The sequence below is a fragment of the Streptomyces sp. NPDC050287 genome, from assembly GCF_044459385.1.
Classification (GTDB): Bacteria; Actinomycetota; Actinomycetes; order Streptomycetales; family Streptomycetaceae; genus Streptomyces.
The window spans coordinates 89,063-113,513 of sequence record NZ_JBITIY010000011.1 but is presented as its reverse complement, the minus strand read 5'-3'; the positions used below and the strand labels follow the sequence as shown (position 1 = coordinate 113,513).

The 24,451-nt window shown below is 71.5% G+C and carries 19 protein-coding genes; 9 read left to right on the top strand and 10 right to left on the bottom strand.

Annotation, left to right across the window (positions count from 1 at the left end; translation table 11 throughout):
• Positions 1 to 112: 112 nt before the first annotated feature.
• Positions 113 to 967, top strand: coding sequence for a chaplin family protein (locus tag ACIBK3_RS33200; RefSeq protein WP_399371152.1), 855 nt, complete (start codon positions 113 to 115; stop codon positions 965 to 967).
• Positions 968 to 1,079: 112 nt separating this feature from the next.
• Here ACIBK3_RS33200 and ACIBK3_RS33195 read toward each other — a convergent pair whose 3' ends face one another.
• On the bottom strand, positions 1,080 to 1,268 hold the full coding sequence (locus ACIBK3_RS33195; RefSeq protein WP_005485166.1) for a DUF5703 family protein: 189 nt from the start codon (positions 1,266 to 1,268) through the stop codon (positions 1,080 to 1,082).
• Positions 1,269 to 1,315: 47 nt separating this feature from the next.
• Between ACIBK3_RS33195 and ACIBK3_RS33190 the strand changes: the two genes are divergently transcribed.
• Entirely contained in the window at positions 1,316 to 1,999 is a 684-nt protein-coding gene (locus ACIBK3_RS33190; RefSeq protein WP_399371151.1) for a hypothetical protein, read from the top strand.
• Between the two features lie 230 nt (positions 2,000 to 2,229).
• Here the strand turns inward: ACIBK3_RS33190 and ACIBK3_RS33185 are convergent, their stop codons facing one another.
• A complete protein-coding gene (locus tag ACIBK3_RS33185) occupies positions 2,230 to 4,479 on the bottom strand; it encodes a helix-hairpin-helix domain-containing protein (protein WP_399371150.1) in 2,250 nt (749 codons plus the stop codon).
• Positions 4,476 to 5,459, bottom strand: coding sequence for an aldo/keto reductase (locus tag ACIBK3_RS33180; protein WP_399371149.1), 984 nt, complete (start codon positions 5,457 to 5,459; stop codon positions 4,476 to 4,478). Before ACIBK3_RS33180 ends, ACIBK3_RS33185 begins: the two co-directional genes overlap by 4 nt.
• A gap of 255 nt (positions 5,460 to 5,714) precedes the next feature.
• Here ACIBK3_RS33180 and ACIBK3_RS33175 point away from each other — a divergent pair, with 255 nt between their 5' ends.
• The gene (locus ACIBK3_RS33175; protein ID WP_399371148.1) at positions 5,715 to 6,770 is read left to right on the top strand and encodes an LLM class F420-dependent oxidoreductase; all 1,056 of its coding nucleotides are present in this window, start codon (positions 5,715 to 5,717) and stop codon (positions 6,768 to 6,770) included.
• Between the two features lie 688 nt (positions 6,771 to 7,458).
• Entirely contained in the window at positions 7,459 to 8,247 is a 789-nt protein-coding gene (locus ACIBK3_RS33170) for a ferritin-like domain-containing protein (RefSeq protein WP_399371147.1), read from the top strand.
• Positions 8,248 to 8,259: 12 nt separating this feature from the next.
• On the opposite strand, the gene corA is transcribed toward ACIBK3_RS33170, so the two are convergent.
• Positions 8,260 to 9,255, bottom strand: coding sequence for a magnesium/cobalt transporter CorA (gene corA / locus ACIBK3_RS33165; protein ID WP_399371146.1), 996 nt, complete (start codon positions 9,253 to 9,255; stop codon positions 8,260 to 8,262).
• Positions 9,256 to 9,365: 110 nt separating this feature from the next.
• Here corA and ACIBK3_RS33160 point away from each other — a divergent pair, with 110 nt between their 5' ends.
• From ACIBK3_RS33160 to mshC, 4 genes are all read left to right on the top strand, one after another.
• Positions 9,366 to 10,052 carry a histidine phosphatase family protein gene (locus ACIBK3_RS33160; RefSeq protein ID WP_399371145.1) on the top strand — a complete coding sequence of 229 codons (687 nt, stop codon included), beginning with the start codon at positions 9,366 to 9,368 and terminating at the stop codon, positions 10,050 to 10,052.
• 99 nt (positions 10,053 to 10,151) lie between these two features.
• Complete coding sequence (locus tag ACIBK3_RS33155; protein WP_399371144.1) at positions 10,152 to 10,742, top strand: DUF3090 domain-containing protein; 591 nt, start codon at positions 10,152 to 10,154, stop codon at positions 10,740 to 10,742.
• Positions 10,706 to 11,548, top strand: coding sequence for an SCO1664 family protein (locus ACIBK3_RS33150; protein WP_399371143.1), 843 nt, complete (start codon positions 10,706 to 10,708; stop codon positions 11,546 to 11,548). The genes ACIBK3_RS33155 and ACIBK3_RS33150 overlap by 37 nt, the downstream gene beginning before the upstream one ends.
• Positions 11,549 to 11,642: 94 nt before the next feature.
• Positions 11,643 to 12,872: a cysteine--1-D-myo-inosityl 2-amino-2-deoxy-alpha-D-glucopyranoside ligase gene (gene mshC / locus ACIBK3_RS33145; RefSeq protein ID WP_399371142.1), complete on the top strand. Its 1,230-nt coding sequence runs from the start codon at positions 11,643 to 11,645 to the stop codon at positions 12,870 to 12,872.
• An 85-nt stretch (positions 12,873 to 12,957) separates the two neighbouring features.
• On the opposite strand, the gene ACIBK3_RS33140 is transcribed toward mshC, so the two are convergent.
• From ACIBK3_RS33140 to ACIBK3_RS33115, 6 genes are all read right to left on the bottom strand, one after another.
• On the bottom strand, positions 12,958 to 14,010 hold the full coding sequence (locus ACIBK3_RS33140; protein ID WP_399371141.1) for a PAC2 family protein: 1,053 nt from the start codon (positions 14,008 to 14,010) through the stop codon (positions 12,958 to 12,960).
• A gap of 437 nt (positions 14,011 to 14,447) precedes the next feature.
• On the bottom strand, positions 14,448 to 15,119 hold the full coding sequence (locus ACIBK3_RS33135; protein ID WP_030676479.1) for a FadR/GntR family transcriptional regulator: 672 nt from the start codon (positions 15,117 to 15,119) through the stop codon (positions 14,448 to 14,450).
• Between the two features lie 199 nt (positions 15,120 to 15,318).
• The gene (locus tag ACIBK3_RS33130; protein ID WP_399371140.1) at positions 15,319 to 16,935 is read right to left on the bottom strand and encodes an FAD-dependent oxidoreductase; all 1,617 of its coding nucleotides are present in this window, start codon (positions 16,933 to 16,935) and stop codon (positions 15,319 to 15,321) included.
• 64 nt (positions 16,936 to 16,999) lie between these two features.
• Positions 17,000 to 18,538, bottom strand: coding sequence for a glycerol kinase GlpK (gene glpK, locus ACIBK3_RS33125; RefSeq protein WP_399371139.1), 1,539 nt, complete (start codon positions 18,536 to 18,538; stop codon positions 17,000 to 17,002).
• 85 nt (positions 18,539 to 18,623) lie between these two features.
• Positions 18,624 to 19,418 carry an MIP/aquaporin family protein gene (locus ACIBK3_RS33120; RefSeq protein WP_399371138.1) on the bottom strand — a complete coding sequence of 265 codons (795 nt, stop codon included), beginning with the start codon at positions 19,416 to 19,418 and terminating at the stop codon, positions 18,624 to 18,626.
• Between the two features lie 310 nt (positions 19,419 to 19,728).
• The gene (locus tag ACIBK3_RS33115; RefSeq protein WP_399371137.1) at positions 19,729 to 20,493 is read right to left on the bottom strand and encodes an IclR family transcriptional regulator; all 765 of its coding nucleotides are present in this window, start codon (positions 20,491 to 20,493) and stop codon (positions 19,729 to 19,731) included.
• A 336-nt stretch (positions 20,494 to 20,829) separates the two neighbouring features.
• On the opposite strand from ACIBK3_RS33115, the gene metH reads away from it, so the two are divergent.
• Entirely contained in the window at positions 20,830 to 24,351 is a 3,522-nt protein-coding gene (gene metH, locus ACIBK3_RS33110; protein WP_399371136.1) for a methionine synthase, read from the top strand.
• Positions 24,352 to 24,451: the final 100 nt, after the last annotated feature.

The window sequence follows — 24,451 nt, the reverse complement described above, 5'->3', positions numbered from 1 at the left end:
CGGGCCTTTTCGAAGCGGTTCTTTTCGAAGCTGCTTTTTCGAAACGTCGAGATCCGGGCTTCGGATTTCCGGCGTCGGTATTCGGTACAAGGTCGAAGGCAGGGATTCAGTAATGCGACAGGTCACCCGCAAGGGCCTCATGACCGTGGCCGCAGCGACCGGCGTGATCGCCGCCACGGGCGGCGCCGCGCACGCCGGCTCGTACGCGAGCGGATCGAGCGCCGGCTCGCCCGGCGTGCTGTCGGGCAACTCGGTGCAGGCGCCGGTGCACGCGCCGGTGAACGTCTGCGGCAACACGGTCGACGTCGTCGGGCTGCTCAACCCGGCGATGGGCAACAAATGCGTGAACACCGGCGTCAGGACCGGAGGCGGCTCCCATGGCGGACACGGCGACTCCGGTGGATACGGCGACTCCGACGACTCCGCCGGATACGGCGGCTCCGGTGACTCAGGAGGGTCGCACGCCGACGGTCACACCGGCGGCTCCGCGGGCGTGGTCTCCGGCAACCACGTCGAGGCGCCGATCGACGCGCCGGTCAACGTCTGCGGCAACAGCGTCGACGTCATCGGCGTCGGCAACGCCGCCACGGCTGACGACTGTGCCAACGGCGCCGGCTCCGGCAGCGGACACCACCCCACGCCGCCGGGCGGCGACGGAACGACCCCGCCCGCCGCACCCGAGCAGCCGGGCCACCCGGGCACCCCGGAACACCCCGGCCGGCCGGGCAACCCGGTGGAGCCCGGTCGCCCCGGCGTCCCGCACACTCCGTCCCCCGCGGACGGCCGCACGCCCGGCAGTTCCGCGCCCACCAGCCACCTCGGAGCCCAGACCGTGGTCCAGCCGCAGGGCGCCGCGCAGCTCGCGCACACCGGCAGTGAGCTGCCGCTGGGCCTCGCCCTCCCCGTGGGTGCGGGGGCGCTGCTGGCGGGCGCGGTGCTGTACCGCAAGGCACGCGCCTCCGCGTGAGGCGCGTGCAAGCCGTACACGGCGGCGGAAAGTACCGCGAACTACCCCAGCGGTGCGCACGACGGCGCGGGCCCTGCCTCGGCGGGGCCCGCGCCGTGTCCGTCGCCCCAGCTCACCACGTGGCGCGGACCTGGCGGATGATCCGCCGTCGCAGCCGCACCCTGCGGCTGCCGTCGCGCAGCAGGCTCAGGCGGTCCAACTCCCAGTGACCGTACTCGGCATGGTCCGTCAGCAGACGGGTCGCGTCCTTGCGGGAAACCCCGCGCGGTACGTACACGTCGACAAATTCGTATTCCGGCATCGCATCTATTGTGCGGGCTGGGGCCCGGTACGGATAGCGTCTGCACTATGTCTGATGCTGCGCAGCCCACCGCTGCCGAGGTACGAGCCGCCGCCGAGGCGGTCAAGACCGCGCTCGACCGCCACCTGGCCGCGGTCGAACGCAGGTCGGGTGAGGACGACCCGGCCGTCTACGAAGCGTTCAACGAGCTGGCCGCGGCCGCCGAAACGTATGACGAACTGCTCTACGACCGCTATGACGAGGTCACGCCCTTCGAGATCCCCGGAGCGGAAGAGTCGCTCCCGCCTTACACGGGCCCCGAGGAGCCGAACGGCCTCAGCGTGCTGATCCGTCGCGACTACGCCGTGGTGGAGCCGCAGCGGCTGCTGGCGCAGGCCCAGCGGATCGAGGCGGCGGACGACGAGATCGGCAGCGGTACGGGGGCATCGGGCACGGTCCACGGCGCCCTGGGCCTTCTGTTCGGCGAGTTCGAGCCGGACGAGATCGCCTCCCGGCACAAGGAGTTCGGCCTGGAGGAGGGCGACTCCACGCTCTGGGTGACGGCCGCCGACGAGGCACCCGAGCCCGGCGAGTGGCTGGAGGCTCCGTTCGAGCAGGCCGACGCCCAGCGGGTGGTCTGCCGCTTCGACGTCAGCGCGGTCTTCGACGACGAGATCGACGACGGCGTGGACGAACTCGACGCGGATCTTGACGAGGACGAGGACCTGGAACCCCTGGACGCGGACCGCTGACCGCCCGCGCGGGCGGGAACGACGCGTGAGACGGCGGCGGCCGTCCGGGAGCTCAACCCCGGGACGGCCGCCGCCGTCGTGCTGTGGCACCCCGGCCGGCGGGCCCGACCCGTCGGCCGGGGCGGGCCCGGCGGCCCGTACCGGCTCCACCGCGCCGGTCGGTCCCGCTCCACCCTTCCGGCGCTGCCCCGCCGGTCCCGTCCCACTCACCCCGTCCCGGCGGGCCCGGTTCAGCCGCTCAGCGGTACCTGCGGGGCCAGCAGTACGGGCAGACGGGTCGTCCGGGGCTTCGGCAGGGACTCGGCCACAGCCCTGGGCAGGGCTTGCTCCACGCCGTGCACCACGGACAGGTGCCGCTCCGCCCGACCGAACGCGGTGTAGACCCAGGGGCGGCTGAGGGCCTGCGCCGCGTCGCCTGGCAGCACCACGACCGCCGCCGGCCAGCGGCCGCCCACGGCCTGGTGCGCGGTCAGCGCCCACCCGTGCCGCACGGTCTGCTCGACCCGCTCCTTCGGTACGACAACGGCCTCGCCCGCACATGACAGATGCAGTCCCTCGGCGTCGGCCCCCACCACGCGACCCGGCAGCGTACGGCCCGGCGCGGGGGAGTAGGCGATCCGGTCACCGGGGTCGAAGCCGCCGAACCGGCCCGGGCCCGGGTTGAGACGTTCCTTGAGAGCCGCGTTCAGCGCACGGGTGCCGACCGCTCCGCCGTGGCCCGGCGTGATCACCTGAGTGTCCTCGGCCGGGACACCGATCGCCCGCGGCACCGAGTCCGCGACGAGCTGCACCGTCCGGTGCACCGCCTCTCCGGCGTCCCGCACCGGCACGATCACGACCTCCTTGCCGGGGGCCTCGACCTGGTTCAGCTCGCCGACGCCGATACCGGACACCAGCTCGCCGAGCGGCCCGGGATCGGGCCGCCGCGAGGCGATCTGCGGACAGACCCGCGCGGCCAGGAGATCCGCGAAGACCCGCCCGGGACCGACGGACCACAGCACCGCGGGATCCCCGGCCAGCACCAGCCGGGCACCGTCAGGCAGGGACTCCGTCAGCAGCGCCGCCGTCTCGACGTCCAGTTGGGGTGCGTCCAGGACGACGAGCAGGTCGAGGTCGAAGGTGCCCTCGGCGTCCCGCCCCGGCCCCTCGGCGCCGGACAGCAGCCCGGTGACGGTGGCGACCCCGGCCCCGGCGAGGGAGCCGCTGGAGGAACCGCCATGTCGGGCGTCGCCGGCCGGATCGTCGTTCGACGCTTCGGCCCGCCCCTCGGCCCCACCCGTCAGCGCCGCGAAGCGATCACGCCCGATCGGACCGTGGGCGGCGGCCCAGGCTCGCAGCCCCAGCTGCCCGGCCGCGCTCAGCAGGGCCGCGGGCTCGGCCAGTGAGGCCGCTCCGCCGGTGTGCAGCACGAGACCGTGCCGGGCGACCGCGCGGATCAGCTCGGCGGCCGACCCGCCGGCGGCCTGCGCGGCCCGCTCCCACTCCGCCCCCGAACCGTCCTCCTTCGGCACGGAGTTGATCAGGCGGGCCAGACCGTCGGCGAGGCTCTCCTCGGCGAGGGCGTACCGCTCCAGTCCCACGAGGACACGGACCGGCCGTTCCTCCTCGTCCTCCTCCGGTTCCGGGGCGCCCGGGTCGAGGGCGTCCTGGAAGACCAGGGCCTCACCCTCGGCGAGAGTGTCCTGGACGGCCGCGTCGGGATCCGGCACGCCCCGCTGGGACAGCGCGGCGACGAGGGCCGGCATCTCCAGGACGGTGTGCCCGGCGAGGGCGGCCTGCTCCAGCAGCCACACCGTGACCGCGCGGCCCCGCCGCTCGTCGTCCGGCCCGCACTCCGCACCCAGCAGCGCCCGCGCGAACCCGTCGGCCTGCTCGGGGCGCACACCGCCGACCCGCAACAACTGCCAGGGATCCGCCCGCAGCCGGTCACCGGCACCCTCGCCGAGCACCCCGGCCGCCTGGGCCGCGAGTGACTCCGGCGCACCCCCTTCGACCAGCACGCCCCGCACGGCCTCGACCACACCCTGCGCCGGTACGGCCGCGGCGGCCTCGGCCGGGACCGGTTGCGGCCTCGACTCGGGCACGGACCGGGGCGGCGCGGGCGCCGGCTCCTCGAAGGCGGCCACCACGGGCCGCTCGCCGCTCTCCACCGCCCGTACGGCCGCGAGCAGATCCGCGGCCTTCCCGCTGAGCTTGGCCCCGGCGGCGACGGGCGCCTGCTTCTCGGCCTTTCGCTTCTCGATCCGCTCCCGCTCCAGTCGCTGGGCGGCGAGCTCGGCCGCGGCCTCGGACACCTTCGCCGCATCCGCGCCGGCGCCTCCGTCGGCGCCCGCGGAGCCCCCGCCCTCCGCCTCGACGCCTTCCCCCTCGACACCGTTCGCCTCGACGCGCTCCTCCGCGGCGCCCGGCGTCCCCGGCTCGGTGTCCTCGGCGGCCTCGGCGTCCTCGGCGTCGTGGGGTAGCCCCGGCTCCGTGCTCACAGCGTGCTCCAGTCGTGATCGGGATAGCGGTGCACGGGCGCCGACACGTCGTCGAGAGCCCGGCAGATCTCGTCAGGAAGACTAAGGGCCTCCACTGACAATGCCGCCGTGAGCTGCTGTGCGTTGCGCGCGCCGACGATCGGCGCGGCCACCCCCGGCCGGTCCCGGACCCACGCGAGGGCCACCTGAAGCGGTGTCACGGCGAGTCCGTCCGCCGCGGTCGTCACGGCGTCCACGATCCGGCTCGCCGTGTCGTCGAGATACGGCGCGACGAACGGCGCCAGATGCTCCGAGGCGCCCCGCGAGTCGGCGGGCGTCGAGTTCCGGTATTTGCCGGTGAGCACCCCGCGCCCGAGCGGTGACGAGGGCAGCATCCCGATGCCCAGGTCCAGTGCGGCCGGCAGCACCTCGCGCTCGACACCGCGCTGGAGCAACGAGTACTCCAGCTGCGTACTCGCCAGCCGGGTCCGGGTGCCCGGCGCCGCGACCTGCCAGGTCGCCGCCTTGGCGAGCTGCCAGCCGCAGAAGTTCGAGACCCCTGCGTACCGGGCACGCCCACTGCTCACCGCCAGGTCCAGCGCCTGGAGGGTCTCTTCCAGGGGGGTGTCAGGGTCGTAGGCGTGGATGTGCCACACGTCGACGTAGTCCGTGCCGAGCCGGGCCAGCGAGGCGTCGAGCGCGGAGAGCAGATGTCCGCGCGAGCCGTCGAACCGCCGGTCCGGATCGGGCACGCTGCCGGCCTTCGTCGAGATGACCAGGTCCCGACGCGGCACGAGCCCTTCGATGAGACGTCCGAGCAGATACTCGGCCTCTCCGTCGCCGTACACGTCCGCGGTGTCGACGAGGCTCCCGCCCGCCTCCCAGAACGTCTTCAAGAGGTCCGCGGCGTCGTGCTCATCGGTGTCCCGGCCCCAGGTCAGGGTGCCGAGCCCGATCCGGGACACACGCAGGCCTGTGCGGCCGAGATGCCTCTGCTCCATGAACGCCGAGATTACTGGCCAGAACCTGCCGCGTGGGTGCCTGTGGACAACCAGTTCCCGCCAACGGCACCGCACTGAGGACGGCCCAGGCACCGACCGGCAACACACCCGTCGGCGCTACGCACCCCACCGGACCCGCACACGCGCCGCAGGCGGCGCGCCGCGCCACCCCACCCACCCGCGGCAGACCCCCGCCCGCAGGTACCCGCTAAGGTTCCCTCCAAGGGACGTTACTGATCGGTAAGGGGATTCGGCATGCAGCTCGGGATCAACCTCGGCTACTGGGGTGCAGGCATGGACGCGGACAATCTGGCCGTGGCCAAGGAGGCCGACCGCCTCGGCTACGCCGTCTGCTGGGCCGCGGAGGCCTACGGCTCCGACGCGGCCACCGTGCTCACCTGGGTCGCCGCCCAGACCGAGCGTATCGACGTCGGCTCGGCCATCTTCCAGATCCCGGCCCGCCAGCCGGCGATGACCGCGATGACCGCGGCCACCCTCGACTCGCTCTCCGGCGGCCGCTTCCGCCTCGGTCTCGGCGTCTCCGGCCCGCAGGTCTCCGAGGGCTGGTACGGCGTCAAGTTCGACAAGCCGCTCTCCCGCACCCGCGAGTACGTGGAGATCGTCCGCAAGGCGATGACCCGCGAGCGCCTCTCCTTCGAGGGCGAGCACTGGACCCTCCCCCTCCCCGGCGGCCCCGGCAAGCCCATCAAGCTCACCGTGCACCCGGAGCGCGAGCACATCCCGCTGTACGTCGCCGCCATCGGCCCGAAGAACCTCGAACAGACCGGCGAGATCGCCGACGGAGCCCTCCTCATCTTCCCCTCCGCCGACCACCTCGAGGACACCGCGATCAAGTACCTGCGGGCCGGCCGCGAGAAGGCCGGCAAGACCCTCGACGGCTTCGACGTCTGCCCGACCCTGCCCATCGCCGTCGGGGACGACAAGGACGTCACCACCCTCGCGGACACGTTCCGCCCGTACACCGCGCTGTACGTCGGCGGCATGGGCAGCCGCAAGCAGAACTTCTACAACCAGCTCGCCCAGCGCATGGGCTACGAGAAGGAAGCCGCCGAGATCCAGGACAAGTACCTCTCCGGCGACAAGCGGGGCGCCGCGGCCGCCGTCCCGCACGACCTGATCGACAAGACGACTCTGCTGGGCTCCGTCGACCGGATCGCGGACCGGATGAAGGCCTACGCCGAGGCCGGGGTCACCACCCTCACCCTCGCCCCCGCGGGCTTCACGCTCGACGAGCGCCTCGCATCGCTCCGCACCGGCACGGAGGCCCTCGACCGCGCAGGCCTCGCCTGACACCGAGCTCCGCCCGACAGCCACCTCCGGCTCCGCCTGCCGGCCAACCCCCGGGCCCGTCCGACGACGGTCACCGGGGGCCGCCGTCAACGGCCCCCGGGCCCCGCCCGACAGCCACCCCCGGGCCCCCTCCTGCCGGCCAACCACCGGGCCCGTCCGACAACCGGTCACCGGGCCTGCCGTCAACCGGTCACTGGCTCCGCCTGACAACCGATCACCAGCTCCGCCTGACCACCGGGCCTGCCAGACAACCGGTGACTGGGCCGACCGTCAACCGACCACCGGGCTCCGCCTGACCACCGACCACCGGCCCCCTGCCAGCCAACTCCGGGCCCGCCCGACAACCGGTCACCTGGCCGGCCGTCAACCGATCACCCGGCTCCGCGTGACCACCGGTCAGCGGGCCGCCGCCAACCGTCCCCCCGGGCCCCGGCCGACAACCAGGCCCACGTAACACACAGGCCCAACCACCGGAGGTTTCCGCGGCCGTGGTGGGGGCTCGGGGGCCCACCCCGCCACGGCCGTCACGCGGCACAACGCGCCGGCGACCGCCCGGTTACGCACGCGTGCGGCCCCGCTGGTCCTCCTTTCGGCGGAGCTGTCCGGGACAGCTGTTGCAGCACCCGTCGCGCCACGTTTGACTCGTTCTCTGCGGAGTCCTGCGGAGCCCTGCGGAGAGGTGCCCACGATGGTGTCGGCCAAGAGACTGTTCGAAGAGATCCTCGGCAACGACGAGTCCTTCCGCCTGTTCTGCTCCATCGCGGCCAGCGGGGAGTCCCAGGGCGGCTGGGAGAACGCCCGCATCGCCGCGCTCGTCCCGGCGAGCGAGCGTGCCCTCGCCCCCAAGATCGCCCGGCACGGCGCGGACGAGGAAAAGCACGGGCGGATCTTCAACGCCCTGCTGAAGAAGCGCGGCCTCGATCCCGTTCCGGTCCCGCCCGAGACCGACTACACGAGGATCCTGGAGGAACACGGCATCGGACTGGCCCACGCGAAACTCAAGGGCGACGAACCGCTCACCGTCCAGGACCTCATCACGTACCTCGCGCACAGCCGGGTCACCGAGCAGCGCGCCTCCGACCAGATGGTGATGCTGCGGAAGTACTTCTCGGACCACCCCGTGGTCGGCAAGGCGGTCCGGATGATCTCCGACGACGAGGACAACCACCTCGCCTACACCCACGAGGAGTTGCTGCGCTTCGCGGCCGCCGGGCACGGACGGTTCATCCAGCGCGTGCTGCGCGACTGCGCGCTCGCCGAGATCCGCGTCTACCGGGGCGTCAGTCTCGCGGTCATGGCCCACCTGGGCCGCATCCTCGGCTGGCCCAAGGCCAAGTCGGCGCTCCTGGCGGCGGGCATCCACGCGGTGTACGCGTACGAGCGGTCGGCCGGCTGGAGGACCATGGTGTCCCTGAAGATGCCGGAACACCGGAACCCACTCGGCGGCCCCGCGACATCGGCGCCCGAGTTCGCCTGACCTCAAGCAGCCCTACAGCCACCCCCGGCGCTTGAACAGCCGGTACAGCAGCACCTCCAGGGCGGCCATCAGCGCGATCACCGCCGGATACGACCACATCCAGTGCAGCTCGGGCATGTGGTCGAAGTTCATGCCGTAGATCCCCGCGATCATCGTGGGGATCGCGGCCATGGCCGCCCACGCGGAGATCTTCCGCATGTCGTCGTTCTGCCGGACGCTCATCTGCGCGAGATGCGCGGAGAGGATGTCCGAGACCAGCCGGTCCAGCCCTTCCACCGACTCGTTCACACGCGTGAGGTGGTCGCTGACGTCACGGAAGAAGGGCCGCGCCTTCTCGTTGACGAAGGGCACCGCCCCGCCGAACGTGCCCACCCCCGCCAGCCGGGTCAGCGGCAGCGCCAGCGGCCCGGTCGCCCGGCGGAACTCCAGGATCTGCCGCTTGAAGGTGTATATGCGGGACGCAGTGTGCCGTGAGCCTCCACCGTCCGGCGAGAACACCTCCGTCTCCAGCTCCTCCAGGTCGGTCTGCAACTCGGTGGCCACGTCCAGATAGTGGTCGACGACGGCGTCGGCGACCGCGTACAGCACGGCGGTGGGGCCCTTGCCGAGCAGCTCGGGCTCCTGTTCCAGCCGCTGCCGTACGGTGCCCAGCGGGGAGCGCACACCGTGCCGGACGGTCACCACGAAGGAGTCGCCGAGGAACAGCATGACCTCGCCGGTGGACACGGCGTCGCTCTTCGGCTCGTACGCCACGGGCTTGAGGACCACGAACAACGAGTCGTCGTAGACCTCCAGCTTGGGCCGCTGGTGGGCCTTCAGGGCGTCCTCGACCGCCAGGGGATGCAGCGCGAACTCCCGGGTGACGTGGTCGAATTCCTCCTGGGACGGCTCGTGCAGCCCGATCCAGACGAACCCGTGGGCCGCCCGGGCCTCGGCGAGAGCGTCGGAGAGATCCTCGGGCCCCTCCGTCCGGTGGCCGTCACGGTAGATGGCGCAGTCGACGATCACAGACCGTGTACTCCCGTCATCCGAAGGCCACCCCGATCACCGCGACCACTCCCACCACGGTGACCACCGCGCCCCGGACCGTCGCCCGGCGTACGCCTACGCTGGGCGGCATGCCCACGCTGATCCTCGTCCGGCACGGACGATCCACCGCCAACACCGAGGGACTGCTCGCCGGCTGGACACCCGGCGTCGCCCTGGACGAGCGCGGCGCCGCACAGGCGGCCGCGCTGCCCGGCAGGCTCGCCGAGCTGCCGCTCTCCGAGATCGTCACCAGCCCGCTGCAGCGCTGCCAGGAGACCGTCCAGCCCCTTCTCCAGGCCCGCCCCGGCCTCACCGCGCACACCGACGAACGGATCGGGGAGTGCCACTACGGCGACTGGTCCGGACGCAAGCTCGCCGAGCTCATGGACGAGCCGCTGATGCAGGTCGTGCAGACGCACCCCTCGGCGGCCGCCTTCCCCGGCGGCGAGTCGATGCGGGCGATGCAGACCCGGGCCGCCGAGGCGGTGCGCGAGTGGAACGCCCGGGTGGAGCGGGACCACGGCGCCGACGCCGTCTACCTCATGTGCTCCCACGGCGACGTCATCAAGTCGCTCGTGGCGGACGCACTCGGACTTCATCTCGACCTCTTCCAGCGGATTTCTGTTGAACCATGTTCCATCACAGCGATCCGTTACACCCGTCTCAGGCCGTTTCTCGTCCGCCTCGGCGACACCGGTGACTTCGCGTCCCTGGCGCCGCGCGAGGAGCCCCCGGCAGGCGACGCCCCGGTGGGGGGCGGTGCGGGCGCACCGTGATCGTCGGGCGCAGTAGGGTGAAGCGGTCCGCGCAAGCACGTTCACGTACGGACGTTCACGGACAGCCGCAGCTACTCACGATTCCAATGGAGACAGGACGTGTCCCGTCAGGTGTTCCTCTACGACCCCCCGGAGCGCTTCGTGGCCGGTACGGTCGGACTGCCCGGACGCCGTACGTTCTTCCTCCAGGCCACGGCCGGCCCCCGGGTGACCAGCGTGGCCCTGGAGAAGACCCAGGTCGCCGCGCTCGCCGAGCGGATGGACGAGCTGCTGGACGAGGTCGTACGCCGTAGCGGAGGCAGTGCCGCCGTGCCGGCCGTCGCGCCCACCGAAGTCGCCGACACCGCCCCTCTGGAAACCCCTGTCGAGGAGGAGTTCCGGGTCGGCACCATGGCTCTCGCCTGGGACGGCGAGGAACAGCGCATGATCGTCGAGGCGCAGGCCCTCGTGGAGCTCGACGCCGAGTCCGAGGAGGACCTCGCCGAGGCGGAGGAAAAACTCCTCCAGGACGAGGAGAACGGGCCCCCGATGCTGCGGGTCCGGCTCACCGGCGCGCAGGCGAGAGCCTTCGCCAAGCGTGCCCTGGACGTCGTCAACGCCGGGCGGCCGCCGTGTCCGCTGTGCAGTCTCCCGCTCGACCCGGAAGGACACGTATGTCCGCGCCAGAACGGATACCGCCGCGGAGCGTGACGACCGGGGCGACACCGACCGAGCCGCTCGCCGACGTGCTCGCGGAGGGCGAGCTGACCGTGCGCGGCCGCATCCGGGAGGCGTCCAACGCGGCCCTGTACTGCACTGTCTCCTACGACGGCCGGGAGGCGGCCTGCATCTACAAGCCGATCGCGGGGGAGCGGCCCCTGTGGGACTTCCCCGACGGGACGCTCGCACAGCGCGAGGTCGCCGCGTACGAGGTCTCCGAGGCGATGGGCTGGGGCCTCGTCCCGCCCACCGTGCTGCGCGACGGGCCGTACGGCGAGGGCATGTGCCAGCTGTGGATCGACGTGACGCCCGAGAGCGAACTGCTCGCGCTCGTCGACGCGGAGGAGCCGGAGCCCGGCTGGAAGGCGATCGGCCTCGCCGAGGTCGGTGAGGGACGCACCGCGCTGCTGGTGCACGCCGACGACGAGCGGCTGCGCCGGCTCGCCGTGCTGGACGCGGTGATCAACAACGCCGACCGCAAGGGGGGCCATCTGCTGCCCACCGCCGAGGGCCGCCTGTACGGCATCGACCACGGGGTCACCTTCAACGCCGAGAACAAACTGCGGACCCTGCTGTGGGGCTGGGCCGGCGAGCCGCTTAACGCTGAGGCGGTCGACGTGCTCAAGGCCCTGAACGGGGCGCTCGGGGAGTCCGGCGCGCTGTCCGCACGCCTGGCCTCGCTCATCACCCCGGCGGAGATCGACGCCACCCGCGCGCGGGTCGACGCCCTGCTGACGTCCGGCAAGCACCCGGAACCCAGCGGCGAGTGGCCGGCCATTCCCTGGCCACCGGTGTAGTGGCACACCGGCCGGTATCGCGCAAGAGTGCCTCACCGGCCATCCGGCCCGGTCCGGTTCGTATACGGAACTTCCGTCCGGTTAGGCTCATGGCATGCATGCCTGGCCCGCTTCCGAGGTCCCCGCCCTGCCTGGTCAGGGCCGCGACCTGAGGATCCACGACACCGCCACCGGTGGCCTGGTCACCCTCGACCCCGGTCCCGTCGCCCGTATCTACGTCTGCGGCATCACGCCGTACGACGCGACCCACATGGGTCACGCGGCGACCTACAACGCGTTCGACCTTGTGCAGCGCGTGTGGCTCGACACCAAGCGGCAGGTCCACTACGTCCAGAACGTCACCGACGTCGACGATCCGCTGCTGGAGCGGGCCGAGCGCGACGGCCTCGACTGGACCGCCCTCGCCGAGCAGGAGACGGCCCTCTTCCGTGAGGACATGACCGCCCTGCGCATGTTGCCCCCGCGGCACTACATAGGCGCGGTCGAGGCGATACCCGGCATCGTGCCGCTCGTCGAGCGGCTGCGGGACGCGGGCGCCGCCTACGAACTCGAGGGGGACATCTACTTCTCGGTCGGGTCCGACCCGAACTTCGGCAAGGTGTCGGGCCTGGACGCGGACGCCATGCGGCTGCTGTCCGCCGAGCGTGGCGGCGACCCGGACCGCCCGGGCAAGAAGAACCCGCTCGACCCGATGCTGTGGATGGCCGCCCGCGAGGGCGAGCCCAGCTGGGACGGCGCCTCGCTCGGGCGCGGCCGCCCCGGCTGGCACATCGAGTGCGTCGCCATCGCCCTGGACCACCTCGGGATGGGCTTCGACGTGCAGGGCGGCGGCTCCGACCTCGCCTTCCCGCACCACGAGATGGGCGCCTCGCACGCCCAGGTCCTCACCGGCGAGTTCCCGATGGCCAAGGCGTACGTCCACGCCGGCATGGTCGCTCTCGACGGCGAGAAGATGTCCAAGTCCAAGGGCAACCTGGTCTTCGTGTCCCAGCTGCGGCGGGACGGGGTCGACCCGGCCGCCGTCCGGCTGGCGCTGCTGGCCCACCACTACCGGGCCGACTGGGAGTGGACCGACCAGGTCCTCCAGGACGCCGTCGACCGGCTCGGCCGCTGGCGTGCCGCGGTTTCCCGCCCCGACGGCCCGCCCGCCGAGACGCTCGTCGAGGAGATCCGCGAGGCCCTCGCCGCCGACCTGGACTCCCCGGCCGCGCTGGCCGCCGTGGACCGGTGGGTGACGCTCCAGGACGAGCAGGGCGGTACGGACGAGGGCGCCCCCGGCGTCGTGTCGCGGGCGGTGGACGCACTGCTGGGCGTGGCGCTGTAGCGATCGAGAACACACGCTCGACGACACAAAAAGCACACAAGGGGCGGTGCGAACTGGCGCACCGCCCCTTGTGTTTCAGCCCGTTTCAGTCCTCCGGCGACGAGTCCTCGTCGTCCGGCTCGGCCGCGGACTCCGGCTCGGCCGCCGACTCCGGCCCCGCCCCGGACTCCGGCTCCGCCCCCGGTTCCGGTTTCGGCGGTTTCGGCGGCTTGTTGCGACCGCTGGGGTTGTCCCGCAGATACGACGTGCTGTCGCTGCCGTCCGTCGTCGCGTGCCCACCGGAGCCGCCCGGTCCGGACCCGTCCCGGCGCCGCAGGTACCGCTCGAACTCCCGGGCGATCGCCTCGCCGGACGCCTCCGGCAGCTCCGCGGTGTCCCGGGCCTCCTCCAGAGACTGGACGTACTCCGCGACCTCGCTGTCCTCGGCGGCCAGCTGGTCCACGCCCACCTGCCAGGCGCGCGCGTCCTCGGGCAGCTCACCCAGGGGGATGCGGACGTCGATCAGATCTTCCAGGCGGTTGAGGAGGGCCAGCGTCGCCTTCGGGTTCGGCGGCTGCGACACGTAGTGCGGCACGGCCGCCCACAGCGACACAGCCGGGACGCCCGCGTGCGTACACGCCTCCTGGAGGATGCCGACGATCCCCGTGGGCCCCTCGTACTTGGTCTCCTCCAGGTCCATGCGGCGGGCCAGGTCGGCGTCCGACGTGGTCCCGCTGATCGGGACCGGACGGGTGTGCGGGGTGTCGCCCAGCAGGGCGCCCAGGACCACCACCAGCTCCACGCCCAGTTCGTGGGCGAAGCCCAGCAGCTCGTTGCAGAACGAGCGCCACCGCATCGACGGTTCGATACCTCGCACGAGGACGAGATCACGCGGCTTCTCGCCGCCGACCCGTACCACCGACAACCTTGTCGTCGGCCAAGTGATCTTGCGCACGCCGCCGTCCAGCCACACCGTGGGGCGGTTCACCTGGAAGTCGTAGTAGTCCTCGGCGTCCAGCGCCGCGAACACCTCGCCCTTCCACTCCCTGTCCAGATGCGCGACCGCGGTGGAGGCGGCGTCGCCGGCATCGTTCCAGCCCTCGAACGCGGCCACCATGACCGGGTCGATCAGCTCGGGAACCCCCTCGAGCTCGATCACCCAGCGCCTCCTTCCGACGTGCCCTCGCTTAACGACCCAACCTTACGGCGTGCGGCGGGGGCGTCCGCAGCCCCCTTGCACGGGGGAGTGAACGCATCACTGCCCCGTTCGCCACCCCGGAACACCCCGAGCCGTCCGGGCCGTTACGCCCCGAGGGCGCAGCGGCCCGGGGCAACTACGCGGTCGCCCGCTGCTGCGTCGTCCTCCGGCCGGTGCTGCCTGCCGTACGGCCTCATGGGCTTCCCCGGCAGGCCCGCGGACGGGGCGTGCTGGACCGGATGGGGGCCGTCCACCCGGTTCCGGTACATCGGGCTCTCCAGCACCGTCTCGCCGGCGCTGGAACCCGGTCCGGATGCCCCCACCGTCTTGGCCGGCGCCGGGCCCCGTCCGGTTCCCGCACCGTCCCGCCGAAGCCGGGACCCGGTCCGGGCGATTCGTCAGAGCGTGGACCGCAGCCACTGCTCCACGCTCGCGATGTGCACGGTCGCCCAGGAACGGGCCGCCTCCCCGTCCCGGTCGCGCAGCGCGGCAAGGATCGCCCGGTGCTCGCGCAGGGTGCCGGTGACGGCGTCCTCCTGGGTCAGCCCCCGCCAGATCCGGGCCCGGGTGGTGGGCCCGGACAGACCGTCGAGCAGGGAACACAGCACCGAGTTCCCGGAGCTCTGCACGATCCCGCGGTGGAAGTCCAGATCGCAGGCGACCAGCTCCTCCACCGACGGGCTGTCACCCAGCTTGTCCAACTGGGCCGAGAGCGCGTCCAGTTGCTGCTCGCTGATCCGCAGGGCCGCCATCGCGGTCGCGGCCGGTTCCAGGATGCGGCGTACCGCCAGGAACTCCAGGACCGTGTCGTCGCGATGGAAGTCGACGACGAAGCTGAGCGCCTCCAGCAGCAGCTGCGGGTCGAGGCTGGTGACGTACGTGCCGTCGCCCTGCCGCACGTCCAGGATCCGGATCAGCGACAGGGCCCGCACGGCCTCCCGCAGCGAGTTGCGGGACAGCCCCAGCTCGGCGGCGAGCTCGCTCTCCTTGGGGAGCCGGTCGCCGGGGCGCAGCGCGCCGGAGACGATCATGCCCTTGATCTTCTCGATCGCCTCGTCGGTGACTGCCATGACCGGCCTCCCTGTCGCCCCGAAGTGTGCCGAGACATCGGATGTCTCAGCCACATTATGCGGGCCTGTTCAGATGAGCGCGCCAGATCGGCGATCACCGCGGCCTCTTCCGGCGCGGTCGGGCCGGTTGCACGGCGGCCTCCACCCCTTGACGACGCTGCCCCGATGGGCCTCGCGGGCCCTGCGGGGCCCGCGAGGCCTACTTCTTGTCGAGCAGGTCCTGGACCTTCGCGCGGACGTCGTCCGTCGCCAGACCCCGGATCGTCAGCGTCGTACGCCGGCGCAGTACGTCGTCCGGTGTCTCGGCCCACTCGTTGTCGCGGGCGTAGACGACCTGGGCCCAGATCTCCGGGGCGTCCGGGTGGACGCGCTGGGCCAGCTCCGGGTCGTCGTTCGCCAGGCGGGCGATGTCGAAGGCCAGCGAACCGTAGTGCGTGGCCAGGTGCCTGGCCGTGTCGGCGGCCATGCGCGGGCCGGGCACCGGGTGGTCGACGAGGAGGCGGTGGGCCACGGCACGGGGATTCGCGACGCCCGGCAGCGGCAGCTTCCTCGGCAGCGCGGAGACCGGCTCGAAGTCGTCGCCCAGCGGATGGCCCGGCAGCGCCTGAAGCTTCTGCATGACCGTACGGCCGATGTGCCGGAACGTCGTCCACTTGCCGCCCGCGACCGAGAGCATCCCGCCCCGGCCCTCGGTCACCACGGTCTCCCGCTTGGCCTTGGCCGTGTCACCGGGGCCGCCCGGCAGCACCCGCAGACCCGCGAAGGCGTACGTGATCAGGTCACGGTCGAGCTGCTGGTCGCGGATGGAGAACGCGGCCTCGTCGAGTATCTGGGCCGTGTCCTTCTCGGTGACCGCGACATCCGCCGGGTCGCCCTCGTACGCCTCGTCGGTCGTGCCGAGCAGCAGCATGTCCTCCCAGGGGAGGGCGAAGGTGATCCGGTACTTGTCGATCGGGGTGGCCAGCGCGGCCTTCCACGGGGCGGTCCGCTTAAGGACCAGGTGCGCGCCCTTCGACAGGCGGATGGACGGCGCCGCGTCCGGGTCCTCCATCCTGCGCAGGTGGTCGACCCACGGGCCGGTCGCGTTGAGCACCAGACGGGCGTTCACGCCGAACTCGTCGCCGGACAGCCGGTCGCGCAGGTCCGCGCCCGTGACCCGGCCCTTGGTGAAGCGCAGGCCCTGGACCTCGGCGTGGTTCAGCACGACCGCGCCCGCCTCGACGGCCGCCCGGACCGTCATCAGCGCCATGCGCGCGTCGTTCATCTGGTCGTCGCCGTACACGGCCACGGCCTTGAGGTTCTCGGTGCGCAGCTCGGGCACGTCCCGCTGCGCCTTAGCCGGCGACAGCAGGTGACCGACGCCGTCGCCGAACGCCGACAGCATCGAGTACGCGAAGACGCCGGCTCCCAGCTTCGCCGCGCCGTGCGGCCCGCCCTTGTACACGGGGAGGTAGAACGTGAGCGGGTTCGCCAGGTGGGGAGCCACCTGGCGGGAGACCGCACGGCGCTCGAAGTGGTTCTCCGCCACCAGCTTCACCGCGCCGGTCTGCAGATAGCGCAGGCCGCCGTGGAGCAGCTTGGAGGAGGCGGAGGAGGTGGCACCGGCGAAGTCGCCGGCGTCGACCAGGGCCACCCGCAGGCCGGACTGCGCGGCGTGCCAGGCGGTGGAGATGCCCAGGATGCCGCCGCCGATGACGAGAAGGTCGTACGACGCCTTGGAGAGCTGCTCCCGGGCCTCGGCGCGGCTCGGGTTGGAGCCGGAGGCCGGGCGGGTGCCCAGGGCAGGCACGGACTGCAGGGTGGACTGACTGGTCATGTGGGGTTCTTACTCCTCATCAGAGCTCGTGTCGGAGCTCGCTTCAGAGCTCTCTCAGCTCTCGTCAGTGCTCGTCTTCGAGCCAGCCCATGGTCCGCTCGACGGCCTTGAGCCAGCTCTTGTACTCACGGTCGCGGGCGTCCGCGTCCATGCGGGGGGTCCACTCGGCGGCCCGGCGCCAGTTGGCGCGCAGGTCGTCGGTGCTGGTCCAGAAGCCGACGGCGAGACCGGCGGCGTAGGCGGCGCCGAGGCAGGTGGTCTCGGCGACCATCGGGCGCACCACGGGGGCGTCCAGGAAGTCCGAGAGCGTCTGCATCAGCAGGTTGTTGGAGGTCATGCCGCCGTCGACCTTGAGGGCCGCGAGTTCGACGCCCGAGTCCTTCGTCATGGCGTCGCTGATCTCCCGGGTCTGCCAGGCGGTGGCCTCCAGGACGGCGCGCGCGAGGTGCGCCTTGGTGACGTACCGGGTCAGGCCGGCGATCACACCGCGGGCGTCGGGACGCCAGTACGGGGCGAACAGGCCGGAGAAGGCAGGCACGAAGTACGCGCCGCCGTTGTCCTCGACCGAGAGCGCGAGCGTCTCGATCTCGGCGGCGGTGGAGATCAGGCCCATCTGGTCGCGCATCCACTGCACCAGCGAACCGGTGACGGCGATGGACCCCTCGAGGGCGTAGACCGGCTTGTCGTCGCCGATGCGGTAGCCGACGGTGGTGAGCAGGCCGGAGTACGAATTGATGATCTTCTCGCCGGTGTTCATCAGCATGAACGTGCCGGTGCCGTACGTCGACTTGGCCTCGCCCTCGGCGAAGCAGGTCTGGCCGAACAGGGCGGCCTGCTGGTCTCCGAGCGCGGAGGCGACCGGGATGCCGCCGAGCAGGTCGCCCAGCTTGCCGCCGGTGATCTCGCCGTAGACCTCGGCGGAGGAGCGGATCTCGGGCAGCATCGCCAGCGGCACACCGATGGACTCGGCGATCTTCGGGTCCCACTCCAGCGTGTGCAGGTTCATCAGCAGGGTGCGGGAGGCGTTGGTGACGTCGGTGACGTGCCGGCCGCCGTCGACACCGCCGGTCAGGTTCCAGATGACCCAGCTGTCCATGGTGCCGAAGAGGATGTCGCCGGCCTCGGCGCGCTCGCGCAGGCCCTCGACGTTGTCCAGCAGCCAGCGGGCCTTCGGACCGGCGAAGTAGGAGGCCAGCGGCAGGCCCGTCTCGCGACGGAAGCGGTCCTGGCCGACGTTGCGGCCGAGCTCCCGGCACAGGGCGTCGGTGCGGGTGTCCTGCCAGACGATGGCGTTGTGGACGGGCTCACCGGTGTTCTTGTCCCAGAGCAGAGTGGTCTCGCGCTGGTTGGTGATGCCGATGGCCTTGATGTCGTCGCGGGTGATGCCGGCCTTCTCGATGGCGGAGGCGACGACCTCCTGGACGTTGGTCCAGATCTCGGTGGCGTTGTGCTCCACCCAGCCCGGCTTCGGGAAGATCTGCTCGTGCTCCTTCTGGTCGACGGAGACGATACGGCCGTCCCGGTCGAAGACGATGCAGCGGCTGGAGGTGGTGCCCTGGTCGATCGCCGCGATGAAGGGGCCGGCGGTGTGGGCGTCGGTCACGGTGTGCTCCCGGGAGGTTCCATGGTGAAGGGGACTGGTCTACTGCTGCTCAGGTGCTTCGAAGCCGCTGTCACGAGCAGCTGCTCTAAGCAAAAGCGACGTTGTAGATGCCTGCCGCGATGGCGCCGCCGATCAGCGGACCGACCACCGGGATCCAGGCGTAGCCCCAGTCGGAGCCGCCCTTGTTGGGCAGGGGCAGGAGGGCGTGCACGATGCGCGGCCCGAGGTCACGGGCCGGGTTGATCGCATAGCCGGTCGGGCCGCCGAGGGACAGACCGATCGAGACCACCACGAGCGCGGTGATCAGGGCACCGAGGGTGCCGAGACCCTTGCCGCTGTCGTTCAGGCCCTGCGTGAGGATGGCGAGCACCAGTACGACGGTGCCGATGATCTCCGTGGCGAGGTTCTGCCACACGACCCGGATCTCGGGGCCGGTGGAGAAGATGCCCAGCACCGGGCCGGCGCCCTTCTCCTGGGCCTCGACGGCCTTGGCCGAGGTGGCCTGCGCGCCGGGACCGCCGACGATCTCCTTGTCGGTGAGGTGGGCGTGGAACTGACCGTAGTAGGCCACCCAGACCAGGGCCGCGCCGATCGCGGCGCCGACCAGCTGACCGGCCCAGTAGACCGGGACGTTGCTCCAGTCGTCGTCCTTGATGGCGAGCGCGAGCGTCACGGCCGGGTTGAGGTGGGCACCGGAGAGCGGCGCCGAGGTGTACACGGCCGTCAGAACGGCGAAACCCCACCCGAAGGCGATGGCGAGCCAGCCGGCGTTGCGGGCCTTGGAGGCCTTGAGCGTGACGGCGGCGCAGACGCCCCCGCCGAGCAGTATGAGTATGGCGGTACCGATGGTCTCGCCGATGAAGATGTCGGAGCTGGACACCCGCGACTCCTTTGTCCTTCGTCCAGAGGAAGAGCTGCCGGCCCTTGGCGTAGTCACTGTAACGCCTATTTGCCGGTCGGTGTTCGACAATGTCGACCGATGGACGGGAGTCTCGCCCTGGCGTTACAGGCACGTCAAGAGTTCTGTTGTCGAAAACACGATCGTTACTGACGGCCGTGTGCCACCGATGCCGCGCCTGCCCGCAGGCGCGGGCAGCCCGGCGCGCGACAGGGCCCGCGACGCCCGCGGTGTCCCGGTGTTCCGGCGTCCGGTGTTCCGGCGCCTGCGCTCCGCCTCGTCCCCGACGGGCTCAGAACCGCCCGGCGCCCAGGTCCCGCGAGACCGCGCGGGCACAGTCCCGCACCGCCGCGATCAGCTCGGGGCGCAGCTCGCCGTCCCGGCACAGCCGCTCCACGGCCCCGTTGATGCCGACCGCCCCGACCGGCATCCGCCGCCGGTCGTGGATGGGCGCGGCGACGGACGCGATGCCCTCCCAGGTCTCCTCGACGTCGGCCGCGTACCCACGCGCGCGCGTGATGTCGAGGATCTTCTCCAGGTCGTCGAGGTCGCAGACGGTCCGCTCGGTGAAGGACTTGCGGTCGCTCTCCAGCACCTCGCTGTGCGCCACCGGGTCGTACGCCGACAGGACCTTGCCCAGGGCCGTGGAGTGCAGTGGCTGCATGGCACCGATCTCCAGGACCTGCCGGCTGTCGTCGGGCCTGAAGACGTGGTGCACGATCAGCACGCCGTGCTGGTGCAGGACGCCCAGGTGGACGCTCTCGCCGCTGGAGCGGGCCAGGTCGTCGGTCCACACCAGGGCGCGTGCCCGCAGTTCGTGGACGTCGAGGTAGGTGGTGCCCAGGCGCAGCAGTTCGGCGCCCAGCTGGTAGCGCCCGGAGGCGTCGTCCTGCTCGACGAAGCCCTCCTGCTGGAGGGTGCGCAGGATCCCGTGCGCGGTGCCTTTGGCGAGGCCCAGCGAGGAGGCGATGTCGGACAGGCCGAGTCTCCGCTCGCCACCCGCGAGAAGCCGCAGCATCGCGGCCGCTCGTTCCAGCGACTGGATGTTCCGTGCCATCGCCGTGCTGCCTCCGTCCCCTTCGACCGCCGCCGCGCGACGCCCGCTGCCACCGTTCGGCAATGTCGAACACTACCGGTCCATGCCGACCTCCGCTAATGGTCGGCCCGTATCTGTTGCGCCACGGGTGGGACACCGGTGGCACACCCGTATGCCGCCGGTGTCCCACCCGTCTCGCTCAGGTGGCCCCCCACTGTCCGCCTATCGTGGTCCGTCCCGTGGACGTCCTGACCATCGGAGCCGGGACCCGGCTACCCTGGCGAGGTGCGCCTCGCGTGGGACGTCTCGCGGGCGCCGGAGAAGCCGACAGCCGTCGCACCTCAAGGGAGCCCTTACATGGCCTCGTCGCCACCGACCCCTTCCGCCGACAGCCGGACCCGTGTGTCCGCGCTCCGTGAGGCACTCGCCACCCGTGTGGTGGTCGCCGACGGAGCGATGGGCACCATGCTTCAGGCGCAGGATCCGACCCTGGAGGACTTCGAGAATCTCGAGGGCTGCAACGAGATCCTGAATGTCACCCGCCCCGACATCGTGCGTTCCGTCCACGACGAGTACTTCGCGGTGGGCGTCGACTGCGTGGAGACCAACACCTTCGGGGCCAACCACACGGCCGCGGCGGAGTACGACATCGCCGGCCGTGTGCACGAACTGTCCGAGGCCGGCGCCCGTATCGCCCGTGAGGTGGCCGACGAGTACGCCGCCCGCGACGGTCGCACGCGCTGGGTGCTGGGCTCGATCGGCCCCGGAACCAAGCTGCCCACCCTCGGCCATGTCACGTACGCGACGATCCGCGACGGCTACCAGGCCAACGCCGAAGGACTGCTCGCCGGCGGCGCGGACGCCCTGATCGTCGAGACCACCCAGGACCTGCTCCAGACGAAGGCATCCGTCCTGGGCGCCCGGCGCGCGATGGAGGCGACCGGCGTCGAGGTGCCGCTGGTGGTGTCGATGGCGTTCGAGACCACCGGCACCATGCTGCTCGGCTCCGAGATCGGTGCCGCGCTGACCGCGCTGGAGCCGCTGGGCATCGACATGATCGGCCTGAACTGCTCCACCGGCCCGGCGGAGATGAGCGAGCACCTGCGCTACCTGACCCGGCACTCCCGTATCCCGCTCGTGTGCATGCCGAACGCGGGCCTGCCGATCCTCACCAAGGACGGCGCGCACTTCCCGCTCGACGCGGAGGGTCTGGCCGACGCGCAGGAGACCTTCGTCCGCGACTACGGCCTCTCCCTCATCGGCGGCTGCTGCGGCACCACTCCCGAGCACCTGCGCCAGGTCGTCGAGCGGGTCCGCGACCTCGCCCCGAGTGAGCGTCATCCGCAGCCCGAGCCGGGTGCCGCCTCCCTCTACCAGACGGTCCCGTTCCGTCAGGACACCGCGTACCTGGCCATCGGTGAGCGCACCAACGCCAACGGGTCGAAGAAGTTCCGCGAGGCCATGCTGGAGGGCCGCTGGGACGACTGTGTGGAGATGGCCCGCGAGCAGATCCGCGAGGGCGCCCACATGCTGGACCTCTGCGTGGACTACGTCGGCCGTGACGGCGTCGCCGACATGGAGGAACTGGCCGGGCGTTTCGCCACCGCGTCCACCCTGCCGATCGTGCTGGACTCCACCGAGGTGGAGGTCATCCGCGCGGGCCTGGAGAAGCTCGGCGGCCGCGCGGTCATCAACTCCGTCAACTACGAGGACGGCGACGGCCCCGAGTCCCGCTTCGCGAAGGTCACCGAACTGGCGCGGGAGCACGGCGCCGCGCTGATCGCGCTGACCATCGACGAGGAGGGCCAGGCCCGCACCCCCGAGAAGAAGGTCGAGATCGCCGAACGGCTCATCGATGACCTGACCGGCAACTGGGGCATCCACGAGTCGGACATCCTCATCGACACCCTGACCTTCACCATCTGCACCGGTCAGGAGGAGTCACGCAAGGACGGCGTCGCCACCATCGAGGCGATCCGCGAACTCAAGCGCCGCCACCCGGACGTGCAGACCACGCTGGGCCTGTCGAACATCTCCTTCGGTCTCAACCCGGCCGCCCGTGTCCTGCTCAACTCGGTCTTCCTCGACGAGTGCGTGAAGGCGGGCCTGGACTCGGCGATCGTGCACGCGTCGAAGATCCTGCCGATCGCCCGCTTCACCGAGGAAGAGGTACAGACCGCCCTCGACCTCATCCACGACCGCCGGGCCGAGGGCTACGACCCGCTGCAGAAGCTGATGGCCCTGTTCGAGGGCGCGACCACCAAGTCCCTCAAGGCGGGCCGGGCCGAGGAACTGGCCGCCCTGCCGCTGGACGAGCGCCTCAAGCGCCGCATCATCGACGGCGAGAAGAACGGCCTGGAGGCGGACCTCGACGAGGCGCTCACGTCCCGCCCCGCCCTCGACATCGTCAACGACACGCTGCTGGACGGCATGAAGGTCGTCGGTGAGCTGTTCGGTTCCGGACAGATGCAGCTGCCGTTCGTGCTGCAGTCGGCCGAGGTGATGAAGACCGCGGTGGCCTACCTCGAGCCGCACATGGAGAAGGTCGAGGGCGACGAGGCCGGCAAGGGCACCATCGTGCTGGCGACCGTGCGCGGCGACGTCCACGACATCGGCAAGAACCTCGTCGACATCATCCTGTCCAACAACGGCTACAACGTCGTCAACCTCGGCATCAAGCAGCCGGTCTCCGCGATCCTGGAGGCCGCCGAGGAGCACCGCGCCGACGTCATCGGCATGTCCGGGCTCCTGGTGAAGTCCACGGTGATCATGAAGGAGAACCTGGAGGAGCTCAACCAGCGCGAGCTCGCCGGGAAATACCCGGTCATCCTCGGCGGTGCCGCGCTGACGCGCGCGTACGTCGAGCAGGACCTGCACGAGATCTACCAGGGCGAAGTCCGCTACGCCCGCGACGCGTTCGAGGGTCTGCGGCTGATGGACGCGCTGATCGGCGTCAAGCGGGGCGTGCCCGGGGCGAAGCTGCCGGAGCTCAAGCAGCGCCGGGTGCGGGCGAACGCCGCCGTCGAGGTGGAGGAGCGCCCGGAGGAGGGCCACGTCCGCTCCGACGTCGCCACCGACAACCCCGTGCCGACCCCGCCGTTCTGGGGCACCCGCGTCATCAAGGGCGTCCAGACCAAGGAGTACGCCAGCTGGCTCGACGAGGGCGCCCTGTTCAAGGGCCAGTGGGGCCTCAAGCAGGCCCGCACCGGCGAGGGCCCCTCCTACGAGGAACTCGTCGAGAGCGAGGGTCGGCCCCGGCTGCGCGGGCTGCTGGACAAGCTGCAGACGGAGAACCTGCTGGAGGCGGCCGTCGTCTACGGCTACTTCCCGTGCGTGTCCAAGGACGACGACCTGATCATCCTGGACGAACAGGGCAACGAGCGCACCCGCTTCACCTTCCCCCGCCAGCGCCGCGGCCGCCGGCTGTGCCTGGCCGACTTCTTCCGCCCGGAGGAGTCGGGTCAGACCGACGTGGTGGGCCTCCAGGTCGTCACCGTCGGCTCCCGCATCGGCGAGGAGACCGCGAAGCTCTTCGAGTCCAACGCCTACCGCGACTACCTCGAACTGCACGGCCTGTCCGTCCAGTTGGCGGAGGCACTCGCCGAGTACTGGCACGCGCGCGTGCGCTCCGAGCTGGGCTTCGCCGGCGAGGACCCCAGCGAGATGGAGGACATGTTCGCCCTGAAGTACCGCGGCGCCCGCTTCTCCCTCGGGTACGGCGCCTGCCCCAACCTGGAGGACCGCGCCAAGATCGCCGACCTGCTCCAGCCGGAGCGTATCGGCGTCCACCTCTCCGAGGAGTTCCAGCTGCACCCGGAGCAGTCCACCGACGCGATCGTGATCCACCATCCCGAGGCGAAGTACTTCAACGCACGGTGAGGCGTGTCACGCCGCCGGTTCCGTCCCGAACGGCACGCTGATCGGATAAGTCGTACACTGGTCGGTCCACTGCAGGCCGGTTCCCCCCGTGGGAACCGGC

Coding starts and splice junctions, on each gene's coding strand:
- ACIBK3_RS33200 (WP_399371152.1), top strand. CDS start 113: ATGCGACAGGTCACCCGCAAGGGCCTCATGACCGTGGCCGCAGCGACC.
- metH (WP_399371136.1), top strand. CDS start 20,830: ATGGCCTCGTCGCCACCGACCCCTTCCGCCGACAGCCGGACCCGTGTG.
- ACIBK3_RS33190 (WP_399371151.1), top strand. CDS start 1,316: ATGTCTGATGCTGCGCAGCCCACCGCTGCCGAGGTACGAGCCGCCGCC.
- mshC (WP_399371142.1), top strand. CDS start 11,643: ATGCATGCCTGGCCCGCTTCCGAGGTCCCCGCCCTGCCTGGTCAGGGC.
- ACIBK3_RS33175 (WP_399371148.1), top strand. CDS start 5,715: ATGCAGCTCGGGATCAACCTCGGCTACTGGGGTGCAGGCATGGACGCG.
- ACIBK3_RS33170 (WP_399371147.1), top strand. CDS start 7,459: ATGGTGTCGGCCAAGAGACTGTTCGAAGAGATCCTCGGCAACGACGAG.
- ACIBK3_RS33180 (WP_399371149.1), bottom strand. CDS start 5,459: ATGGAGCAGAGGCATCTCGGCCGCACAGGCCTGCGTGTGTCCCGGATC.
- ACIBK3_RS33150 (WP_399371143.1), top strand. CDS start 10,706: ATGTCCGCGCCAGAACGGATACCGCCGCGGAGCGTGACGACCGGGGCG.
- ACIBK3_RS33130 (WP_399371140.1), bottom strand. CDS start 16,935: ATGACCAGTCAGTCCACCCTGCAGTCCGTGCCTGCCCTGGGCACCCGC.
- ACIBK3_RS33115 (WP_399371137.1), bottom strand. CDS start 20,493: ATGGCACGGAACATCCAGTCGCTGGAACGAGCGGCCGCGATGCTGCGG.
- ACIBK3_RS33160 (WP_399371145.1), top strand. CDS start 9,366: ATGCCCACGCTGATCCTCGTCCGGCACGGACGATCCACCGCCAACACC.
- ACIBK3_RS33195 (WP_005485166.1), bottom strand. CDS start 1,268: ATGCCGGAATACGAATTTGTCGACGTGTACGTACCGCGCGGGGTTTCC.
- ACIBK3_RS33135 (WP_030676479.1), bottom strand. CDS start 15,119: ATGGCAGTCACCGACGAGGCGATCGAGAAGATCAAGGGCATGATCGTC.